23 protein-coding genes are annotated in these 17,819 nt (G+C 73.7%); 12 read left to right on the plus strand and 11 right to left on the minus strand.

The genetic code is table 11. The annotated features are described in order from the left end of the window. The first annotated feature begins 36 nt into the window (after nucleotides 1–36). From AB0C87_RS01515 to AB0C87_RS01535, 5 genes are all read left to right on the plus strand, one after another. Nucleotides 37–225 (plus strand): hypothetical protein, encoded by a 189-nt coding sequence (locus AB0C87_RS01515; protein ID WP_345186676.1) that lies wholly within the window; start codon nucleotides 37–39, stop codon nucleotides 223–225. Between the two features lie 211 nt (nucleotides 226–436). Further along, the gene (locus tag AB0C87_RS01520; RefSeq protein ID WP_179843698.1) at nucleotides 437–1,066 is read left to right on the plus strand and encodes a TetR/AcrR family transcriptional regulator; all 630 of its coding nucleotides are present in this window, start codon (nucleotides 437–439) and stop codon (nucleotides 1,064–1,066) included. 142 nt (nucleotides 1,067–1,208) lie between these two features. Further along, nucleotides 1,209–1,442, plus strand: coding sequence for a DUF3107 domain-containing protein (locus AB0C87_RS01525; RefSeq protein ID WP_345186671.1), 234 nt, complete (start codon nucleotides 1,209–1,211; stop codon nucleotides 1,440–1,442). Between the two features lie 232 nt (nucleotides 1,443–1,674). Next, nucleotides 1,675–1,962: a GlsB/YeaQ/YmgE family stress response membrane protein gene (locus tag AB0C87_RS01530; protein ID WP_185035303.1), complete on the plus strand. Its 288-nt coding sequence runs from the start codon at nucleotides 1,675–1,677 to the stop codon at nucleotides 1,960–1,962. 498 nt (nucleotides 1,963–2,460) lie between these two features. Continuing rightward, nucleotides 2,461–3,915 carry a DEAD/DEAH box helicase gene (locus AB0C87_RS01535; RefSeq protein ID WP_360575991.1) on the plus strand — a complete coding sequence of 485 codons (1,455 nt, stop codon included), beginning with the start codon at nucleotides 2,461–2,463 and terminating at the stop codon, nucleotides 3,913–3,915. A 32-nt stretch (nucleotides 3,916–3,947) separates the two neighbouring features. On the opposite strand, the gene AB0C87_RS01540 is transcribed toward AB0C87_RS01535, so the two are convergent. Beyond that, nucleotides 3,948–4,649: a glycerophosphodiester phosphodiesterase family protein gene (locus AB0C87_RS01540; RefSeq protein WP_345186703.1), complete on the minus strand. Its 702-nt coding sequence runs from the start codon at nucleotides 4,647–4,649 to the stop codon at nucleotides 3,948–3,950. A 77-nt stretch (nucleotides 4,650–4,726) separates the two neighbouring features. Here AB0C87_RS01540 and AB0C87_RS01545 point away from each other — a divergent pair, with 77 nt between their 5' ends. Continuing rightward, nucleotides 4,727–5,602, plus strand: coding sequence for an alpha/beta hydrolase (locus AB0C87_RS01545; protein ID WP_360575993.1), 876 nt, complete (start codon nucleotides 4,727–4,729; stop codon nucleotides 5,600–5,602). 118 nt (nucleotides 5,603–5,720) lie between these two features. Here AB0C87_RS01545 and AB0C87_RS01550 read toward each other — a convergent pair whose 3' ends face one another. Continuing rightward, entirely contained in the window at nucleotides 5,721–6,689 is a 969-nt protein-coding gene (locus AB0C87_RS01550) for an SDR family oxidoreductase (protein WP_360575995.1), read from the minus strand. Between the two features lie 55 nt (nucleotides 6,690–6,744). On the opposite strand from AB0C87_RS01550, the gene AB0C87_RS01555 reads away from it, so the two are divergent. After that, nucleotides 6,745–7,308, plus strand: coding sequence for a TetR family transcriptional regulator (locus AB0C87_RS01555; RefSeq protein WP_360575997.1), 564 nt, complete (start codon nucleotides 6,745–6,747; stop codon nucleotides 7,306–7,308). Between the two features lie 171 nt (nucleotides 7,309–7,479). Here the strand turns inward: AB0C87_RS01555 and AB0C87_RS01560 are convergent, their stop codons facing one another. Beyond that, nucleotides 7,480–7,917 carry a VOC family protein gene (locus tag AB0C87_RS01560; protein ID WP_360575999.1) on the minus strand — a complete coding sequence of 146 codons (438 nt, stop codon included), beginning with the start codon at nucleotides 7,915–7,917 and terminating at the stop codon, nucleotides 7,480–7,482. A 1-nt stretch (nucleotide 7,918) separates the two neighbouring features. Next, complete coding sequence (locus AB0C87_RS01565; RefSeq protein ID WP_360358278.1) at nucleotides 7,919–8,485, minus strand: DinB family protein; 567 nt, start codon at nucleotides 8,483–8,485, stop codon at nucleotides 7,919–7,921. Between the two features lie 61 nt (nucleotides 8,486–8,546). Between AB0C87_RS01565 and AB0C87_RS01570 the strand changes: the two genes are divergently transcribed. After that, nucleotides 8,547–9,497: a YafY family protein gene (locus AB0C87_RS01570; protein ID WP_360576001.1), complete on the plus strand. Its 951-nt coding sequence runs from the start codon at nucleotides 8,547–8,549 to the stop codon at nucleotides 9,495–9,497. Nucleotides 9,498–9,670: 173 nt separating this feature from the next. Here AB0C87_RS01570 and AB0C87_RS01575 read toward each other — a convergent pair whose 3' ends face one another. Next, on the minus strand, nucleotides 9,671–10,165 hold the full coding sequence (locus tag AB0C87_RS01575) for an Imm21 family immunity protein (protein ID WP_360576003.1): 495 nt from the start codon (nucleotides 10,163–10,165) through the stop codon (nucleotides 9,671–9,673). Nucleotides 10,166–10,350: 185 nt separating this feature from the next. On the opposite strand from AB0C87_RS01575, the gene AB0C87_RS01580 reads away from it, so the two are divergent. The 3 genes from AB0C87_RS01580 to AB0C87_RS01590 all read left to right on the plus strand — a co-directional run bounded on the left by AB0C87_RS01580 (nucleotide 10,351) and on the right by AB0C87_RS01590 (nucleotide 11,875). Continuing rightward, the gene (locus AB0C87_RS01580) at nucleotides 10,351–10,545 is read left to right on the plus strand and encodes a DUF1059 domain-containing protein (RefSeq protein WP_345186653.1); all 195 of its coding nucleotides are present in this window, start codon (nucleotides 10,351–10,353) and stop codon (nucleotides 10,543–10,545) included. A 5-nt stretch (nucleotides 10,546–10,550) separates the two neighbouring features. Then, nucleotides 10,551–10,847, plus strand: coding sequence for a hypothetical protein (locus AB0C87_RS01585; protein ID WP_345186651.1), 297 nt, complete (start codon nucleotides 10,551–10,553; stop codon nucleotides 10,845–10,847). Between the two features lie 119 nt (nucleotides 10,848–10,966). Further along, nucleotides 10,967–11,875 carry an oxygenase MpaB family protein gene (locus tag AB0C87_RS01590; RefSeq protein WP_360576254.1) on the plus strand — a complete coding sequence of 303 codons (909 nt, stop codon included), beginning with the start codon at nucleotides 10,967–10,969 and terminating at the stop codon, nucleotides 11,873–11,875. Here AB0C87_RS01590 and AB0C87_RS01595 read toward each other — a convergent pair. The 4 genes from AB0C87_RS01595 to AB0C87_RS01610 all read right to left on the minus strand — a co-directional run bounded on the left by AB0C87_RS01595 (nucleotide 11,872) and on the right by AB0C87_RS01610 (nucleotide 15,020). Then, nucleotides 11,872–12,702, minus strand: a complete 831-nt coding sequence (locus AB0C87_RS01595; RefSeq protein WP_360358275.1) for a PD-(D/E)XK nuclease family protein — start codon at nucleotides 12,700–12,702, stop codon at nucleotides 11,872–11,874. The two genes, AB0C87_RS01590 and AB0C87_RS01595, sit on opposite strands and share 4 nt — an antisense overlap. A 65-nt stretch (nucleotides 12,703–12,767) precedes the next feature. After that, on the minus strand, nucleotides 12,768–13,475 hold the full coding sequence (locus AB0C87_RS01600; RefSeq protein ID WP_345186645.1) for an MBL fold metallo-hydrolase: 708 nt from the start codon (nucleotides 13,473–13,475) through the stop codon (nucleotides 12,768–12,770). A gap of 10 nt (nucleotides 13,476–13,485) precedes the next feature. Next, a complete protein-coding gene (locus AB0C87_RS01605; RefSeq protein WP_353834244.1) occupies nucleotides 13,486–14,352 on the minus strand; it encodes a PHP domain-containing protein in 867 nt (288 codons plus the stop codon). 20 nt (nucleotides 14,353–14,372) lie between these two features. Then, entirely contained in the window at nucleotides 14,373–15,020 is a 648-nt protein-coding gene (locus tag AB0C87_RS01610) for a DUF6758 family protein (RefSeq protein WP_360576006.1), read from the minus strand. A gap of 84 nt (nucleotides 15,021–15,104) precedes the next feature. Between AB0C87_RS01610 and AB0C87_RS01615 the strand changes: the two genes are divergently transcribed. Beyond that, nucleotides 15,105–15,494: an NUDIX domain-containing protein gene (locus tag AB0C87_RS01615; RefSeq protein ID WP_345186639.1), complete on the plus strand. Its 390-nt coding sequence runs from the start codon at nucleotides 15,105–15,107 to the stop codon at nucleotides 15,492–15,494. Here the strand turns inward: AB0C87_RS01615 and AB0C87_RS01620 are convergent. Continuing rightward, nucleotides 15,489–16,811: a CPBP family intramembrane glutamic endopeptidase gene (locus AB0C87_RS01620; RefSeq protein ID WP_360576008.1), complete on the minus strand. Its 1,323-nt coding sequence runs from the start codon at nucleotides 16,809–16,811 to the stop codon at nucleotides 15,489–15,491. The two genes, AB0C87_RS01615 and AB0C87_RS01620, sit on opposite strands and share 6 nt — an antisense overlap. A 53-nt stretch (nucleotides 16,812–16,864) precedes the next feature. Further along, nucleotides 16,865–17,803 carry a CoA ester lyase gene (locus AB0C87_RS01625; RefSeq protein WP_360576010.1) on the minus strand — a complete coding sequence of 313 codons (939 nt, stop codon included), beginning with the start codon at nucleotides 17,801–17,803 and terminating at the stop codon, nucleotides 16,865–16,867. Between the last annotated feature and the right edge of the window lie 16 nt (nucleotides 17,804–17,819).

The raw sequence follows: 17,819 nt of genomic DNA on the forward strand, positions 1-17,819 counted from the left end.
CCCTGAGGCGGCCGTGAACCTGGAGGAGGACCCCTGATGAGCGAGACCGACGACCTGGAGCAGCCCGCCCCCGACGACGCCAACGAGGCCGACGCGGCCGAGCAGCGCGCCGCCCTCGACGACGAGGAGCGCGTCGAGGGCGGCCCCATCCCGGACGACGCGAACGAGGCCGACGCGGCCGAGCAGCGGCGGGAGGTCCGGCTGGACGAGGACGACTACCGCTGATCCGCGTTGGCCGCCGGCACAGGAAGGAGGGTTCACAGAAAGATCGTGGCGGCCCGCTTCCGGTTCCGGCGGGAATACACTGACCTGCGCGAAGGAACGACGGCGGGCGCCGCCCGTGACCAACGGAGTTACTCGCGCGTAGGATAATGAGATTGTTTCCCGGTGACGGACACCCCCCATCCGTCCCCCGATTCGGTGATCGGAGAGTGTGGTGACCGCGACCCCGGACGCCCGCCCCCGTGGCACGAGACTGCCGCGACTGGCGCGCCGCAAGCAGTTGCTCGGCGCGGCCCAGGAGGTGTTCGTCGCCCAGGGGTACCACGCCGCAGCGATGGACGAGATCGCCGAGCGCGCGGGCGTCAGCAAGCCCGTGCTCTACCAGCACTTCCCGGGCAAGCTGGAGCTGTACCTGGCGCTGCTGGACGAGCACGCCGAGGCCCTGGTGAAGATCGTTCGCGAGGCGCTGGAGTCCACCACGGACAACAAGCTTCGCGTGCAGGCGAGCATGCAGGCCTTCTACGACTTCGTGGCGGGCGACGGCGAGGCCTACCGGCTGGTCTTCGAGTCCGACCTGCGCAACGTGGCGCCCGTGCGCGCCCGCGTCGACCGCGCGAACCAGCAGTGCGCCGAGATGATCGCGCAGGTCATCGCCGAGGACACCAACGCCCCCGCCGAGGAGGCGCACCTGCTCGGCATGGGCCTGGTCGGCATGGCCGAGGTCAGCGCCCGCTTCTGGCTCTCCCAGCACCGGGCGATCCCCAAGGACACCGCGGAGAAGATCATCGCCCGGCTGGCCTGGCGCGGCATCTCCGGTTTCCCGCGCACCACCGACCAGAGCTGACGCCGGCTCCGGCCCTGCCCGCGCCGGAGGGCGTTCACCCTCGGCACAACCGGGCGCGCCACGCTCCGGCGATCTCCGTGCGACCATCGGATGCGGGTCCGCCGGCGGTCGGCGGGACGCGCCCGACGACGGGAGGCATCGCGTGCAGGTTCGCATCGGGGTTCAGAACGTGGCCAAGGAACTGGTGGTCGACACCGACCAGACCGCCGACGAGGTGCAGGACGCGCTCGGCGCGGCGCTCGCCGACCCGCACGGAGTGCTGGTGCTGAAGGACCGCCGCGCCGGCCGCGTCGTCATCCCCGGGGCCCGCGTCGGCTACCTGGAGATCGCCGAGGACGAGCAGCGCAGCGTGGGCTTCGGCACCCAGTACACCTGAGCCGCGTACCTGAGCCGTGCACCCTGAACCGCGCACCTGAGCCGTCCACCCCGGGCGGCACCGGCGCGGCGAGCCGCGCACACGAGCGGCGCGACACCTCACCAGCCTGCTGACCTGCGACTTTACCGTTCCCATACGCGCCTTGACCAGATTTTTGTTTCAACCTGGCAGGCGGGGCATACCGATCACCGACCTCGGGCGACCGGCCCAGGGAAAGGAACGGTTGATCGAAATGCTCACCACGATCCTTTGGTTCATCGTCGTCGGTGCCGTGATCGGTGCACTCGCGCGGCTGGTCGTGCCGGGCCGCAATCCGATCGGCATCCTGCTCACGGTCCTCGTCGGCATCGCCGGCGCGATCCTCGGCGGCGTCGTCGCGGACGCGCTGGGGGCGGGCATGCTCGTCGCCTTCGTCTTCGCGGTGGTGATCGCCGCGCTGGGCGTGGCGGCGCTCACCACGATGCACACGCGCGGCCGCGGGCGCGGCCACGGATGGCGGACCCGCCGCCGGAGCTACTGACCCCCGGCACCACCCCCGACGCGGGCCCCCGCCTCCCCGGGCGGGGGCCCGCGTCGTCGCGATGTGTCCGGATGTGGCCGTCCTCGTCCCGCCTTGGACCGGTCCGGAGGCCCCGCCTCGCCGAGTGCGTAAGGCCTGGCGGGCTGGGGACGGAATAGATGAAACCATGGAAACGTTGGGTCGAGTGACCGGCTATTGGTGTAGGCAATCAACGGTCGGTACACTGCGTCGCGGAGTGTGACCGCACGCAGCCACAGTGAGTGACTGCTTTCAACCCCTGACTGCGGTCGCCGGAAGATTTGAGCAACGGCTGGTCCCTCCCGCGCGAGCGCGTGGCCACAGGAACGGCGGACACGCCGGTTCGGCGGCGTCACGCCACCAGGCCGCGCCGCACCCGGGAGCGGAGACCCCGCATATTGGAGGCTGAAAGCCCTGACTACCTTTCGTGAACTCGGGGTCGTCCCCGAGATAGCAGACGCCCTCGAAGCCGAAGGCATCGTGGAGGCGTTCCCCATCCAGGAGCTCGCCCTGCCGATCGCGCTCGGCGGGCATGACATCATCGGCCAGGCCCGCACGGGCACCGGCAAGACCCTCGCCTTCGGCGCCGCGCTGCTCCAGCGCATCGAGCACGGCGGCCGCGAGCCGCGCGCGCTCGTCGTCGCGCCGACCCGCGAGCTGGCCCTCCAGGTCACCGACGACCTGCTCGTCGCCGGCGGCAAGCTCGGCAGCCGGGTGCTGTCGGTGTACGGCGGCCGCGCCTACGAGCCGCAGATCGAGGCGCTGCGCGAGGGCGTCGACGTCGTCGTCGGCACCCCGGGGCGGCTCCTCGACCTCGTCAAGCAGAAGTACCTCGACCTGTCCAAGGTCGGCGTGCTGGTGCTGGACGAGGCGGACCGGATGCTCGACCTCGGCTTCCTGCCGGACATCGAGCGGATCATCGACCGGATCCCGGCGCAGCGCCAGACCATGCTGTTCTCGGCGACGATGCCGGGCGAGATCGCCGCGCTGTCGCGCCGGTACCTGACCCGCCCGACCAACGTCCGGGCCGAGTCGCACACCGAGTCGGACGCGACGCCGCAGGTCGTCCAGCACGTCTTCCAGGCCCACCAGATGGACAAGCCGGAGATGCTCGCCCGCCTGCTCCAGGCGGAGGGCCGTGGTCTGACCATGGTCTTCTGCCAGACGAAGCGTGCGTGCGACCGGGTGGCCGCCGACCTCGCGCAGCGGGGCTTCGACGCCGCCGCCGTGCACGGCGACCTCGGGCAGAGCCAGCGCGAGCGGGCCCTGCGCGCGTTCCGCAACGGCAAGATCGGCGTGCTGGTGGCCACCGACGTGGCGGCCCGCGGGCTCGACGTCGACGACGTCACCCACGTCGTGAACTACGAGTGCCCCGACAGCGCCGACACCTACGTGCACCGCATCGGCCGGACCGGCCGCGCGGGCAAGGAGGGCGTCGCCGTCACGCTCGTCGACTGGTCCGACCTCACCCGGTGGAAGCTGATCAACGGCACGCTCGACCTGCCGTTCGCCTCCCCGGAGGAGACCTACTCGACGTCCCCGCACTTCTTCGAGACGCTCGGCATCCCCGCCGGCACGAAGGGGACGCTGCCCGCCGACAAGCGGAACGGCCGCGCCGGGCTCGACGCCGAGAAGCTGGAGGACATCGGCGAGACGGGCAAGGTCCGCAGCCACGACCGCGGCCGCGGCCATGACCGAGAGCGGGAGCAGGAGCGTCCGCGGCCGCGCCGCCGCAAGCGCGACCGCACCCGCACGCGGGCGGGCCGGCCGGTCGAGGGCGCCGCGGCGGACACGGCGGTCGAGACCGCCGCGGACGACAACGTCGTCGACGCGGTCGCCACGGAGCGCAAGCGCAGCCGGCCCCGCCGCCGCACCCGCGCCGGCAAGCCGGCCGCCACCTCGGGCGGTACCGCCGAGGCGTCACAGACCGCCTGACCGGGCGGCGGAGCGGCCGACCGCGAGACGTCTCAGTCCCGCGGTCGCGTTCCGTCCGGGCCTCTTCCCTCGCGCAGTCGGAGGGCGAGGCCCGGGTGGTCGGTGACGAGGACGGCGACGCGCGGGTCGCGCAGGAAGCGGTGCATCACGGGCTCGGCGTTGACCGTCCAGATCATGGCCGGTATCCCGGCGCGCCCGCACTGGCGCAGCACGCCGACGCGGGCGAGCCGGTGGTTGAGGGCGACCATGTCGGCGCCCGCCCGCCGGATCAGGCGCAGCGGCGCGAAGTCGTGCGCGGCGCCCCGCTCCCACAGGTTGCGGCCGACCGACAGGGCCGTCCGCACCCCGGGGAAGCTCTTCTTGATCTCCACGAGGGACGTGATCTCGCGCGTGGTCACCACGAAGTTCCCGGTGCCGAACGCCTCCACCGCCAGCGCGACACTCTCGTGCTCGCAGCCGCGCTCCTTGAGGTCCAGATGTCCCTGCGCCCGGCCCGCGATGACCTTCATCGCGTCGCCGGCCAGCGGCACCGGCCGCACCGCGAGCTCCTGGATCCGCTCGTAGGGGAGCCGGTTCAGCCGGAGCCCCGCGATCTCGGGATCGTGGTGGACGACGAGCCGCCCGTCCCCCGTCCGCCTGATGTCGATCTCCACGTACTCGGCGCCCGACGCGACCGCGTCGCCGAGGCCCGTGAGGCCCGCCTCGTCGCGGCGGTGGGCGGAGATGGCAGGCATGGCGACCACGCTGGCGACGCTACCACCGAAGATTTCTTACCGATGCCCGCAGGCCCCCATTGACTAAGGTTTCCACCGTGAGTACGCCCCGGTTCGTGAGTCTGCCCCCCGGTGTTCGCCGGACGACCGTCGAGACCTCCCGCGGCCCGTTCGCCGCGCTGGAGGCCCTTCCGGGATCGGGCGTGCCCGACCGCTGCCCCGCCCTCCTCGTCCCCGGCCTCACCGGCAGCAAGGAGGACTTCCTCGCCGTCCTGGAGACCCTGGCCGCGTCGGGCCGCCGCGTCGTCGCGATCGACATGCGCGGCCAGTACGAGACCCTCGGACCGGACGACGAGAGCGCCTACACCCGCGCGGCCCTCGGCGCCGACATCGCGGCCCTCCTGTCGGCGCTGGGCCCCGGCCCCGTCCACCTGGTCGGGCACTCGTTCGGCGGCCTGGTGTGCCGCGAGGCCGTCCTCGCCGGGGCCCGCCCCGCGTCCTTCACGGTGATGAGCTCGGGGCCGGGCGCCGTCGGCGGCCCGGCCGCCGCCAGGGCCCTCGCCCTGCGCGACGCCATCCCCGAACTCGGCATGGCGCAGATCTGGGAGCTCGGCCTCGAACCCGACTACCTGGGACGGGGCGTCCAGCGCGAGATCGTCGCCTTCCTCAAGGCCCGCACGCTCGGCAACTCCGAGAAGGGGCTCGCGCGCATGGCGGACGAGATCCTCACCGCGCCCGACCGCGTCGACGAGCTGGCCAAGCACTGCGCCGACACGGGCCTGCGCGTCCTCGTCATCTACGGCGAGGACGACGACGCCTGGGACCCGCGCGCCCAGGCCGCCATGGCCGAACGCCTCAACGCGCCCAAGGTCGTCATCCCGGGCGCCGCCCACTCCCCCGCGTGGGACGCCCCCGAGACCACGGCCGCCGCCCTCCTCGCCCTCTGGTCCGACAGCGAACGCACCCTCAAGTAGGTACCGGTCGCACGACCGGTTCACGCCCTCGCCGGGTGCCCGCCGGTCCCGGAGACCGACGGTGGGTCACCGCAGCGTCCTCAGCCCGCCTCGGCGCCCGGCGGGCCGTGTCCGCCGTTCACGGAGCCTGGAAGTAGTGCCCCTTCTCCAGGTCCTCGACAAGGTTCGGGCCGGTCGGGCGCCATCCCAGCAGCTCGCGGGTCAGCGCGCTCGACGCCGGCGCGTCCAGGCCCACGACTCCGGCGAGCCAGCCGAAGTGGCCGGCCGCGTCCCCGGGAGCGATGGACGCCACCGGCAGGTCGAGCCGGCGTCCGATCACCTCGGCGATGGCCCGGAACGGCACGCCCTCATCGGCGTTCGCGTGCAGCGCCGACCCCGCCGGGGCCTTCTCCAGCGCCAGCCGGAACAGCCGCGCGGCATCCGACACGTGGCCCGCGGGCCAGCGGTTGGCCCCGTCACCGATGTATCCGGCGACGCCCTTGTCACGCGCGATGCCGACCAGGCCGGCCACGAAGCCCTTGTCGCCTTCGCCGTGCACGGTCGGCGGGAGCCGGACGACCGACGAGCGGACACCACGGGACGCGAAGGAGAGCGCGAGCTGTGCGGTGGCCTGCCGAGCCTGCACCTCCTCCCCTTCTGCAGGCTCGCGCCCGTCCCGCTCGGTCGCCACCTTCCCCGGCGCGAGGCCGAGCAGGCCGGACGCGAGCACGAAGGGCCGGTCGGAGCCCGCGAGCGCGTCGCCGAACGCCTCGACGGCGCGCCGGTCCGCGTCGGTGGCGTCCTGGAACCCGCCCGAGAACGCGATGTCGTGCTTGAACGCCAGATGGACGACGCCGTCGGAGGCCGCCGCGGCGCCGGCGAGGACGTCGAGGTCGTCCAGGGTGCCGCGGCGCACCCCGGCGCCGGCCGCGGTGAGGGCGGCGGCCGAGGCGTCGGAGCGGGCGAGCCCGGTGACGCGGTGCCCCGCCGCGAGGAGTTCGGGAACGAGCGCCGAGCCGATCCAGCCGGACGCCCCGGTGACGAAGACGTGCATGGAGACCTCCCGATGAGCCGCCGGGCACGGTCGCGCCCGGCTGATGTCAGTCACTGTCGTCAGCATACCCCCACGATGGCAGTGACTGTCATCGACTAGGATTCCGGCCATGGGGCGATGGGAGCCGAACGCGCGCGGCCGGCTCGAACAGGCGGCACTGGACCTCTACGGCGAGCACGGCTTCGACCGGACCACCGTCGCGGAGATCGCCCGCCGGGCCGGCCTCACCGAGCGCACGTTTTTCCGCCACTTCGCCGACAAGCGCGAGGTCCTGTTCGCGGGCTCGGCACTGCTCGAGGACATGCTGGCGAGCGCCGTCGCCGAGGCGCCCGCGGAGGCGGCGCCGCTCGCCGCGACGGCCGAGGCGCTGGAGGCCGTCGCCGCCGTCTTCGAGGGGCGCCACGACCACGCCCGCCGCCGCCAGGCCGTCATCGACGCGAACGCCGAACTGCGCGAACGCGAGCTGATCAAGCTCGCCGCCCTGGCGGGCGCGCTCGCCGGGTCCCTGCGCCGCCGCGGCGTCCCGGACCCGGCCGCGGCCCTCTCCGCCGAGGCCGGCATCGCCGTCTTCAAGGTCGCCTTCGAACGCTGGCTCGCCGACGACCGCCACGACCTCCCCCACCACATCCACGAGTCCCTGAACGCGCTGAAGTCCGTGGCCGCCGGCAGGTGACCGGCGCCGCGCGACGCCGGGCCACGCGGACGCGCCAAGAGGGCACCCGCTGCTTAGTCGAGCTGCGCCGGGACGATCCCGAGTCCCGCTTTCCCGGCCTGCTGGACGCCGTCCGCCCCGACGGCGTCGGCGCGCATGCCGGCGAACAGCGGCGCGGCCCCGCCCGATCTCTCAGTCGAGGCAGAACTCGTTGCCTTCGGGGTCGGCCATCACGATGTGGCCCGCGTCGAGCGGGGGCTTCGGGTCATGGCGCTGGAGGCGGGCGGCGCCGTGGGCGATGAGGCGGTCGGCCTCGGCCTCCAGGGCCGCCATCCGCTCGTCGCCGTCGAGGCCCGGCGCGGCCCGCACGTCGAGGTGCACCCGGTTCTTGACCTGCTTGCCCTCCGGGACGCGCTGGAAGAACACCCGGGGTCCGGAGCCACCGGGGTCGACCACCGCCGATGCGTCGTTGCGGTTCTCCGGCGGGACCCCCATCGCCTCCAGGGCCTCGTCCCACGACGCGAAGCCGCCGGGCGGGTCCTGGAGCCGGTAGCCGAGGGCCTCGGCCCAGAAGGCCGCCATCGCGGCGGGGTCGGCGCAGTCGAAGGTGATCTGGACGTCGCGGGCCATGTCAGCTCGCCTCCCGGTGAGTGTGCGTGTAGAGGTCGCGGAGCAGGCACACCTCGGACAGGTGGTGGACCAGCTCCCGGTTGATGTGCAGGACCAACGCTGCCAGAGGGCGCTCGGCGTACGGCCCCTCGGCCTCCCCGCACGGGCGGGTGAGGCCCGTCTCGCCGAGCGATCCGACCCCGGCCAGCCACGTCGCGTACTCCGCGTCGAGCTGGGCCAGCGCCTCGTCCGCCGTCGCGGCGTACCCGAACGCCTGGTAGTCGGTGGGCGGGCGCCCGAAGTGCGCGGCGCTCCGCACCGCCAGGACGCCGACGATCACGTGCGCGAGCCGCCAGGCGATCGTCGTGAACGGGGCAGGGTCGGGCGGAGGCATCGCGAAGTCGATGGTCATCGCAGAGCCGCCCTGCCCTGGCGGGGCGTCGGCGACGCGCGGTCGCACGCTCCAGCAGCCGGGCGCCGGCTCCCAGAAGTACTCGTCGTCCGTGAGCCCGCTGATGCGAGGCCGCAGCTGGTTGTCCCAGTGCCAGGCGATCTGGTCCCGGAGCAGCGGGTTCCAGGTTTCGGTCATGGGGCCACTGTCGCCGAGATAGCGGACAGCTTCGTTCCGCGTTCCGTGCGACGATGGGCACATGAGCGTCGAGGCGACGACCGAGCGGGTGCTGCGGCTTCTGGGACTGCTGCAGCGGCGGCCGTCCTGGACGGCCGCCGCCCTCGCCGCCGAACTCGGCGTCACCGACCGCTCGGTGCGGCGCGACGTGGAGCGGCTGCGAGCGCTCGGCTACCCGGTGCACGCGACGGCGGGCGTGGGCGGCGGCTACCGGCTGGGCGCGGGCACCCGGCTGCCGCCCCTGCTCCTCGACGACGAGGAGGCGATCGCGACGGCGGTGTCCCTGCGGATGGCGTCCGGCGGCACGGTCGCCGGTGCGGGCGAGGCGGCGCTGCGGGCGCTGGCGAAGCTCGACCAGGTGATGCCGCCCCGCCTGCGGGCCGAGGTGCGGGCGGTGCACGGCGCCACCGAGACCCTCGTCGGCCCCGGCGTCCAGATCGACGCGGAGCTGCTGGTGACGCTCGCGCGGGCCTGCCGCGACGCGGTCCGGGTGCGGTTCCGCTACCCCGGGCGGGACGGCGAGCGCGAGCGCACGGTCGAGCCGGTGCGGATGGTCGCCACCGGCCGCCGCTGGTACCTCATGGCGTGGGACACCGACCGCGACGCCTGGCGCACGTTCCGGCTGGACCGGATGCGCGAGGCGGCGGCGACGACCTGGCGGTTCCGGCCGAGGGAGCATCCGGACCCGGTCGCCTACGTGCAGCGGGCCGTGACCGAGGCGCCGTACCGGCACCGCGCGCGGATCCGCGTCCACGCCACGGCCGACGAGGTGCGGCAACTGGTCCCGCCCCAGGTGGGCCGCGTCGAGGACGACCGCGACGGCTGGTGCGTGCTCGTCGTCGGCGCAGCGGACCTCGACGCGGTCGCCGTGCACGTGGCCCGGCTGGACTTCGAGACGGAGGTCCTGGAGCCTCCGGAGCTGCGAAAGGCCGCCGCCCGCCTCGCCCACCGCCTAGCGGCACTGGCCGGCTAGGGCGTGTTTCGAAGTCCCGGCCCACTTCGCTCGCCTGGCGGCTCGCTACGTGACCGGGCCCGGGCGAACGCGGCATCGCTCCGCGATCTGCCCGGCTCCGCTCGCCTCCGGCTTCGCTCCACCGGCCAGGTCACGCGTTCGCGCGTGCGGCCGAGGCCACTTCGAGACAGACGCTAGGGCACAGGGCGGAGCTGCACGAGGATCATCCAGTTGCGGTCGTCCCGGATGGGGGCGGCGCGCACGCGGTAGCGGCCCGGGGCCAGGTCGATGCCCAGGTGGTTGCCGGGTTCGGGGGTCGCGCCGGGCCAGGCGGAGTCGAAGAGGACGACGGCGCCGTCCACGTCCCAGTCGAGCTCCTCCTGCCACTCGACGCCGTGGACGGCCTGCCTGGCCGCGTCGACGAGCTCGGACTCGGAGTCGGCCGCCGCCCACCGCACGAAGAGGCGCTCGTCCGGCAGGTAGGTGGTGGTGGCGGGTTCGTCACCGAGGACGAGGCCCTGCCCTTCGCCGATGCCGAGCAGCCCGATGTAGCCGCCGACCGCGCAGGCGCGCCCGTAGTCGCCCCAGTTCTCCTCGGGCCCCTCGTCGTCGGTCGCGCCCTCCCAGCGGGCCAGCTGCGACGCGGGCGCGGCCAGCAGCGGCCCCCCGCCGGACTCGACCCACTCCATGGGCACACCCTCTCCTCGGTGAGGCGACACCGTACAACGCGCCTCGGACACCTTCCCCCTGACATGGGGATATGCGACGATTGAAGTGCATTGTGACGGTGTGGCGGGATGAACGGCCGGACGGGGCGCCGCCGCCGAGCACGACCTCACCTCGCGCGCGGGCGCCGGGCCGGCGAGGGGGAGACATGCGCAAGGTGGCCGACTGCAGGGACATGCCGAGCGAGATGAACTGCACGCTCGCCATCAGCGGCGAGGAGGACGAGGTCGTCCGCGCCGCCGCCGAGCACGCCGCATCGGTGCACGGGCACGAGGACACCCCGGAGCTCCGCGATGAGATCCGCACTCACCTCAAGGACGAGCGCGCGACCGTCGGGAGCTGAGCCGGATGGGCTTCGTACAGATCATCGACTACCGCACCGACCGCCAGGACGAACTGGAAGGCCTGTTCGACGAGTGGGCGCAGGCCAGCCAGGGCAAGCGGACGGCGACCCACGAGCTGCACACCAAGGACCGCCAGGACTCGTCCCACTACGTCGACATCGTCGAGTTCCCGTCCTACGAGGAGGCCATGCGCAACAGCGACCTGCCCGAGACCCGGCGCATCGCCGGGCAGATGGAGGCCCTGTGCACCGACGGCCCCCGCTTCCTGAACCTGGAGGTCATGCGAGACGAGCCCCTCTAACCAACCAGACCACCGGAGCCGCGGGCGCCGTGGACGCCTCGCCCCCCGGAAGGGGGGCGGTGGCGCGGGGACACTGGGGTAATGACACACTTACTTCAGTTTGTCTCATGGAGGTGTACATGTCGGCGACCGTCCAGGCTCCCGAGAGCGTCACGTGGCGCGTCCACATCGATCGGTCCATGTGGATCGGCGGGGTGCGCAGCCTCATGCTCCAGGCGCTGCACCCCATGGCGATGTGGGGCGTCTGGCAGAACTCCAACTTCCAGGAGGACCCGTTCGGGCGGCTCCAGCGCACCGCCGACTTCGTCGGGGTGGCCACATACGGGTCGCACGAGGAGATCGACGCGTTGGCGTACCGCGTCCGGGAGATCCACCGGAGCCTGCGCATCCTCAACCACGACACCGGGAAGCGGGAGCGGCTCGACCAGCCCGAACTGCTGCGGTGGGTGCACTGCGCCGAGGTGTACTCCTACCTGGAGGTCGCGCGGAGGGCCGGGCTGCCGCTGACCGGCGCCATGGCGGACAAGTACCTCGACGAGCAGCGGCACACCGCGACCTACGTCGGGCTGCACGCCGACGACGTCCCCGGCAGCGTCGCCGAGATGGAGGCCTACCTCGCCGAGATGCGGCCCCAGCTGCGCGTCACCGAGGAGGCCGCCGCGACGGTGCGGTTCCTCATGTGGCCGACGATGCCGGAGAACCTCAGGTTCCTCGCGCCCGGGAAGCCCGGCTACTTCCCGTTCGGGGCGCTCTGCTACTACTCGCTGCCGGACTGGGCCCGCCAGATGTACGGGGCGCTGCCCGAGGTGCCGCAGCCCGCGGTGACGGCGGCGCTCCGCTCGTTCCGCCTCGCGATGAACGCGGTTCCCGAGCGGCTGCACGACTACGCGTTCGCCAAGAACACCCGCGACATGCTGGAACGTGCCCGGCAGCGGCTCGCCGCCGACGGCTACGACCTGAGCAAGGGCCTCTACGGTCTCCGCGACCCGCGCCGCTGGCCCGGGCAGCGGGCCCTGGCCACGGTCTAGACGGCGTCGACGGGAAGCGCCGCCCACGGCTCCTTGCGCGGGGCGGCCTCCCTGCCCTCCGGGCAGTGGCGGGCGAAGTCGCACCACGAGCACAGGTTCCCCGGACGCGGGGGGAACAGCTCGTCGTGCGGGGCGTGGTCGACCTCCCCCTCGCGGGGCCTCGGCACGCCCGCGCGCTTCCCGGCGCCGGCCCGGTAGGCGTCGTCGGCGGCCGCGGCCTCGGCGGCGATCTGCTCCGCGCGCCGGATGTGCCGGGCCAGCGACTCGTCGGTGTGCTCCCACACCGCGACCTCGCCGGACGGCAGATGGTGCAGCTCGACCCGGCGGCACGGGCGCCGCAGGACGCGCGACGCCGCCACCGCGTAGATCGCCAGCGCCAGCGAGCCGCGGGCGTCGTCGGCGGTCAGGACGTGCCGCCCGGTCTTGTAGTCCACGACGACCAGCTCGGAGCCGCGCGCGTCCAGCCGGTCGATGCGCCCGGACACCGCGATGCGGTCGGTGCGGGTCGCCACGGTGCGCTCGACGCCGAGCGGCTCGTCGGACGGGTCCAGCCCGGCGACGTACCGCTCCGTCATCTCCCGGGCCCGCTCGCGCCACTGAGCGGACTGCGCCTCGTCGCGGAACCCGTCGGTCAGCCAGCCGCGGAGCAGCAGCCTCCCCGCCGCCTCGGGGCTGCGCTCGTGGACGGGCAGCCGCCACCAGCCGGCCAGCGCGTTGTGCACGCTCGCACCGACGCTGTTGTGCGCCCACGGCGGCCCCTTGGGCGGCATCGGACGATCGAGATACGTCATCCGGTACCGGCGCGGGCAGTCCAGCCACGTGTTCAACCGCGAAGGCGTGCACGTGTAAAGCCGCTGAGGCATCCCCTCAAAGCCCAGCTGCTCGGCCACCGTTAGTCGTCAGACTCCCGGGCCATGGAGCCCCAGCTCTCCCAGCGGGCGTCCTCTTCGCCGACCGTGGTCTCCTCGCCCTGCGCGGGCAGGACGCGCAGGTCCTTCGGCAGCGGGGTGAGCAGCGCGCCGATCGAGTTGAGCTGCTTGCGCAGGTCCTCGTAGACGCCGCCGACCGAGCCCGGACGGCCGCGGTGCAGGGTGTCGCCGGAGAACAGCAGGCCGAGCTGCTCGCTGATCACGCAGACGCTGCCGGGCGTGTGGCCCGGGGTGTGCACGATCTCCAGCTGCGCCTCGCCGATCTCGAAGACGCCGCCGTCCTCCAGCCAGATGTCGGGTTCGAGGGAGCGCAGCGCCTTGGCGTCGTCCTCGTCGTCCTCCTCCTTGGCGAGGCGGCCGAAGTAGTCGCGCCACAGCAGCCGGTCGGCGCGGTGCAGGGCGATCGGGGCCCAGTTGTCCTCGTCCTCCTCGCCGGCCGCGGCGACTTCGAGGACCACGCTGAGGCGGTGCTCGTTGCCGTCGGTCAGCAGGACGGCCATGACCTCGCGGTCACCGACCTCCTTGAGGATGGCCTCGGCGTCGTTGGCCGGGTCGATCACGATGACCTCGTCGTCGTCGCCGACGATGTAGGTGTTGTTCTCGACGTCGTACTCGGTGTCGTCCAGGGTGAGCTTCCCCGACGTCACCACCTGTTCGATGCGCGCGTCCACGCTTCGCACCCTACCGCGATTCGCCGCCCCGGTCGGGCAGACGGAGATCGCCGCCGGTGGCGGCCGCGCGGAGCGTGTCGAAGGCGTCCGGCGCGGTGGTCTCGACGCCGATCCGGTCGCCGGTGAACGCGCCGTGGTCGTCGCTGGAGCCGGTCACGGCGAGGCCGAGCGCGGCGGCCAGGTCGCGCAGGCGGGCGCGGTCCTCGGGGGTGTGGTCGGGGTGGTCGGTCTCGACCCCGGCGAGCCCGGCGGCGGCGAGCCGCTCGATCACCTCGTCGCCGAACACGTAGCCGCGGCGGCGCGCCCGGGGATGGGCCAGGACGCACACTCCCCCGGCCGCGCGGACGAGCTCGATCGCCCGCTCCGCGTCGAGCGCGTACCGCTCGACGTAGGCGCGGCCGCCCTGCGCGATCCACCGGGGCGTGAACGCCTCGTCCGCGGTCTCGATCACGCCGGCCTCCACCATGGCGCGCGCGATGTGCGGGCGGCCGACCGCCTCGCCCGTGGCCAGCGCGCGGACCGTGTCCCAGCCGACCTCGGCGCCGAGCTCGTTCAGCCGCTCCACCATGCCGCGCGCCCTGACCACCCGGTCGTCGCGGATCCGGGCCAGCTCGGCGGCCAGCACCGGCTCGGCCGGGTCGAACAGGTAGCCGAGCAGGTGCAGGCTCCGGTCGTCCTCCTTGCACGACAGCTCGATGCCGGGGACCAGCGCCAGGCCGTCCGGGAGGGACGCGGCGGCCTCGTCCCAGCCGGCGACGGTGTCGTGGTCGGTGAGCGCGACGACGTCGACGCCGTTCTCGCGCGCCCGCCGGACGACCTCCGCCGGGGGGCGGGTCCCGTCGGACGCGTCGCTGTGGCAGTGCAGATCGATCCGCATAGGCCCTTCATACCAGCCGCTCAGCCGTCGAGGCGGGGGCTGTAGGCGCCGTAGGGGAGGTCGAGTTCCATTCCCGGCTCGCGGAGGTCGAGCAGGGTGAGGCGCTCCACCATGAGCACCCCGGCGTCGGCGGGCCACAGCACCGCCCACAGCCAGTTCCCCATCGCCTCGCCGACGTAGGCGGCGCGGTCGGGGCGGTCGCCGACCGCCCACAGCGGCACCGTCTGCCCAGTGGTCGCGGCGGGGCCGCCGATGTCCAGCTTCACGTGGGGCGGGCCGCCGTTGAAGGCGGTGCCGGGGTCGGGGCCCGCGAGCCCCGCGAAGTGGGCGCCGAGGCCGATGCCCGGTTCCTCGGCGATCAGGACCATGTCGGCGGGGCCGTGCAGCAGCCCCGGACCGGACACCGCGACGGCGGTCGCGCGGGCGCCCGAGCGCTCGTCCCCGACGGAGGCGAAGCCCGTGACGAGCCACGCCGCCGGAAGCGGCCACGGCGCCCAGACCGGGACCCTCGCGTCCTGCAGGACGACGGCCAGCCCCTCGGCGCCGGGGCGATGGGACGGCTGCCTCGGCAGTACGGCGCCGTGCACGCCGCAGCTCCAGTCGCTGGACCAGAGGCCCGGCGCGGTCAGCGGGCCCGCGCAGCGCGGGCAGGTGGGCTCCGCCCTCATGAGTAACCACCCTGCGCGGCCACGTCCCGCCTCGTCAAGGGGCTGCCGGGTCGCCGCCCTGGAAAGTGGCGACAAAATGGGGTCATGCGAGTGCGCTGCGTGGGCGGGGTCGTCCGGGACGGCGAGGGACGGTTCCTGCTGGTCAGGCGCGGCCACCCGCCGGGAGAGGGCCTGTGGTCGATCCCGGGCGGGCGGGTCGAGCCCGGCGAGGACGACGCGGCGGCGGTCGCCCGCGAGCTGAGGGAGGAGACCGGTCTGGACGTCCTCGTCGGCGCCCTGGCCGGGACGGTGGAGCGCCCCGGCCCCGGCGGCGTCGTCTACGAGATCCACGACTACACGGCCACCGTGGCCGGCGGGACGCTCCGCGCGGGCGACGACGCGTCCGACGTCCGCTGGGTGCCCCGGGGCGAGCTGGGCGCCCTTCCGATGACGCCCGGCCTGCTCGACGCCCTCGCCGAGTGGGGCGTCCTATGAGGCGTGCGCGGGCGCCGTGGCCGCGGTCAACGGGGCCTCACCGTCCCCGGGGCCGGCCGTGACCCGCTGGATTCGCATCCGCCGCGCCACCCACGTGACGGCGGCCGCGTAGAGCAGCATCGGGACGATGTCCGCCGCCACGAGCTGCCAGGGGACGGAGCCCTGCTCGATGTCGAGCTGACCGATCGCCGCGGGGCCGAGGAACGCCATGAGGTTGTTGAGCACGTGCAGGGCGATACCGGCCTCCAGCCCGCCCGTCCGCACCGTGAGCCACGCCGCGACCGCGCCGAACGCGAAGATGTCGAGGATTCCCCAGCCCGTGTAGCCGTGCCCGGCCGTGAACAGGGCCGAGCCCACGACGATCCCCGGCCACGGCGTGCGGAACACCACGCTGAAGGCACGGCCGACGCGGCTCCTGGCGTTCTCCAGGGTGCACGCGCCCACGGCCTGGAGCATCCAGCCGCGGAAGGCGTACTCCTCCGCCGCCGACTGGAACGGCACCAGCAGGATGATGACGATGGCGGGGGCGATGAACCGCCCCCATCCGACCCAGTGCTCGTCGCCGCCCGACTGGTCGTCGATCGCGGCGGAGGCGACGATGGACGTCCCGTAGGACACGGCGCAGAACAGGATCGCCAGGCCCGAGCAGGCGAGGAGCCAGCGGCGGCGCAGCCGCCCCGCGACCGAGGAGAGCGTGCCCGGGCGCCGCCGCTGGACGAGCCACGCCGCGCCCAGCGTGACCGGCAGGAACAGCGCCAGCGACCCGAGGTTGTACGCCAGGTCGGCCGTCTGGTCGCCGAAGATCGCGTCGGTGTCCGTCCCCGAGGTGTCGGGGGTTTCGCCCGTGACCACCACCTGGACGATGACGCCCACGATCAGCAGTCCGATGGCCAGGGCCATCCCGAGGGCCGCGATCCCGAAGGTCCCCGCGAGCGGGCGCCACCACCGGTGCGCCTCGTTGCGCGCCAGCCGGTGGAACGGGGCCGCTTTGGGGGTCTCCACCGTCCAGGGCCGCTTCGCCGCGTGGATCCCGTATCCGGGAGCGTAGGGGCCGAGGTGGTCCGCGCCCGGCGGCTGCGCCGGCGCCCCGTCCCAGTACGGCGTTCCGGGCGCGTACCCCTGAACCTGCGGCCGGCCGGGGCCGTAGGGCTGCCCTGCGGCAGGGGGTTGTGCCGGGTTCGGCGGCCAGGCGGCGGGCGGCGGCCGCACGCCCTCCGGCACCGGCTCGGGACCGGACGGCTGCGGGTTCCGCCGGGGCTCGCGTCCCAGATCGGGGTCGAGGGGCGCCCAGCCGTCGCCGTCCCCTGGTCCTGCCACGTGTGACGCCTCTCGGTAGATCTCGTGTACGTGGGACGAATCGTACGGGCCCCTCAGTTCCCGGACGGATCGAAGCGCTTCGTCCGGGCCATCCCCGCGGCGCGGCCCTTGGCCGCGACGACGAGCGCCATCTTGCGGGACGCCTCGTCGATCATCTCGTCGCCGAGGCGGGCGGCGCCGCGGCCCTCGCCGAGCGAGTGCTCGTAGGCGTCGAGGATCAGCTCGGCGTGGTCGTAGTCGTCCTGCGACGGGGAGAACACGGCGTTGCCCGCCTCGATCTGGGACGGGTGCAGCACCCACTTGCCGTCGAAGCCGAGGGCGGCGGAGCGCTCGGCGACGCGGGTGAAGGCCTCCACGTCGCGGACGTTGAAGTAGGGGCCGTCGATCGCCTGGAGGTCGTGGGCGCGGGCGGCCATCAGGATCCGCATGAGGATGTAGTGGTAGGCGTCGCCCTCGGTGTAACCGGGCGGCTGCTCGCCGACGACGAGCGTCTTCATGTTGATCGACGCCATGAGGTCGCCGGGGCCGAGGACGAGGGCCTCCAGCCGGGGCGAGGACGCGGCGATCGCGTCGACGTTGACCATGCCGCGGGCGTCCTCGATCTGCGCCTCGATGCCGATCCGGCCGACGGGCAGGCCCGTCGCCCGCTCGATCTGGGTGAGCAGCCGGTCGAGCCACTGGACGTGGGAGGCGTCCGGCACCTTCGGCAGCATGACCGCGTCGAGGTTGGCCCCGGCGCCCTCGACGACCTCGATCACGTCCCGGTAGGCCCAGTGGGTGTCGAGGTCGTTGACGCGCACCACCCGCGTCCGGCCCGTCCAGTCGCCGTCGTTGAGCGCGGCGACCACGGTCGCGCGGGCGCCCTCCTTGGCCGACGGCGCGACGGCGTCCTCCAGGTCGAGGAAGATCTCGTCGGCGGGCAGCCCCTGCGCCTTCTCGACGAAGCGGGGATTGCTGCCCGGGACCGCGAGGGTGGTACGTCGTGAGCGCATGGCCCCGGATGCTATC

Source organism: Actinomadura sp. NPDC048021 (assembly GCF_040653135.1).
In the GTDB taxonomy this organism is placed as follows: domain Bacteria; phylum Actinomycetota; class Actinomycetes; order Streptosporangiales; family Streptosporangiaceae; genus Spirillospora; species Spirillospora verrucosospora.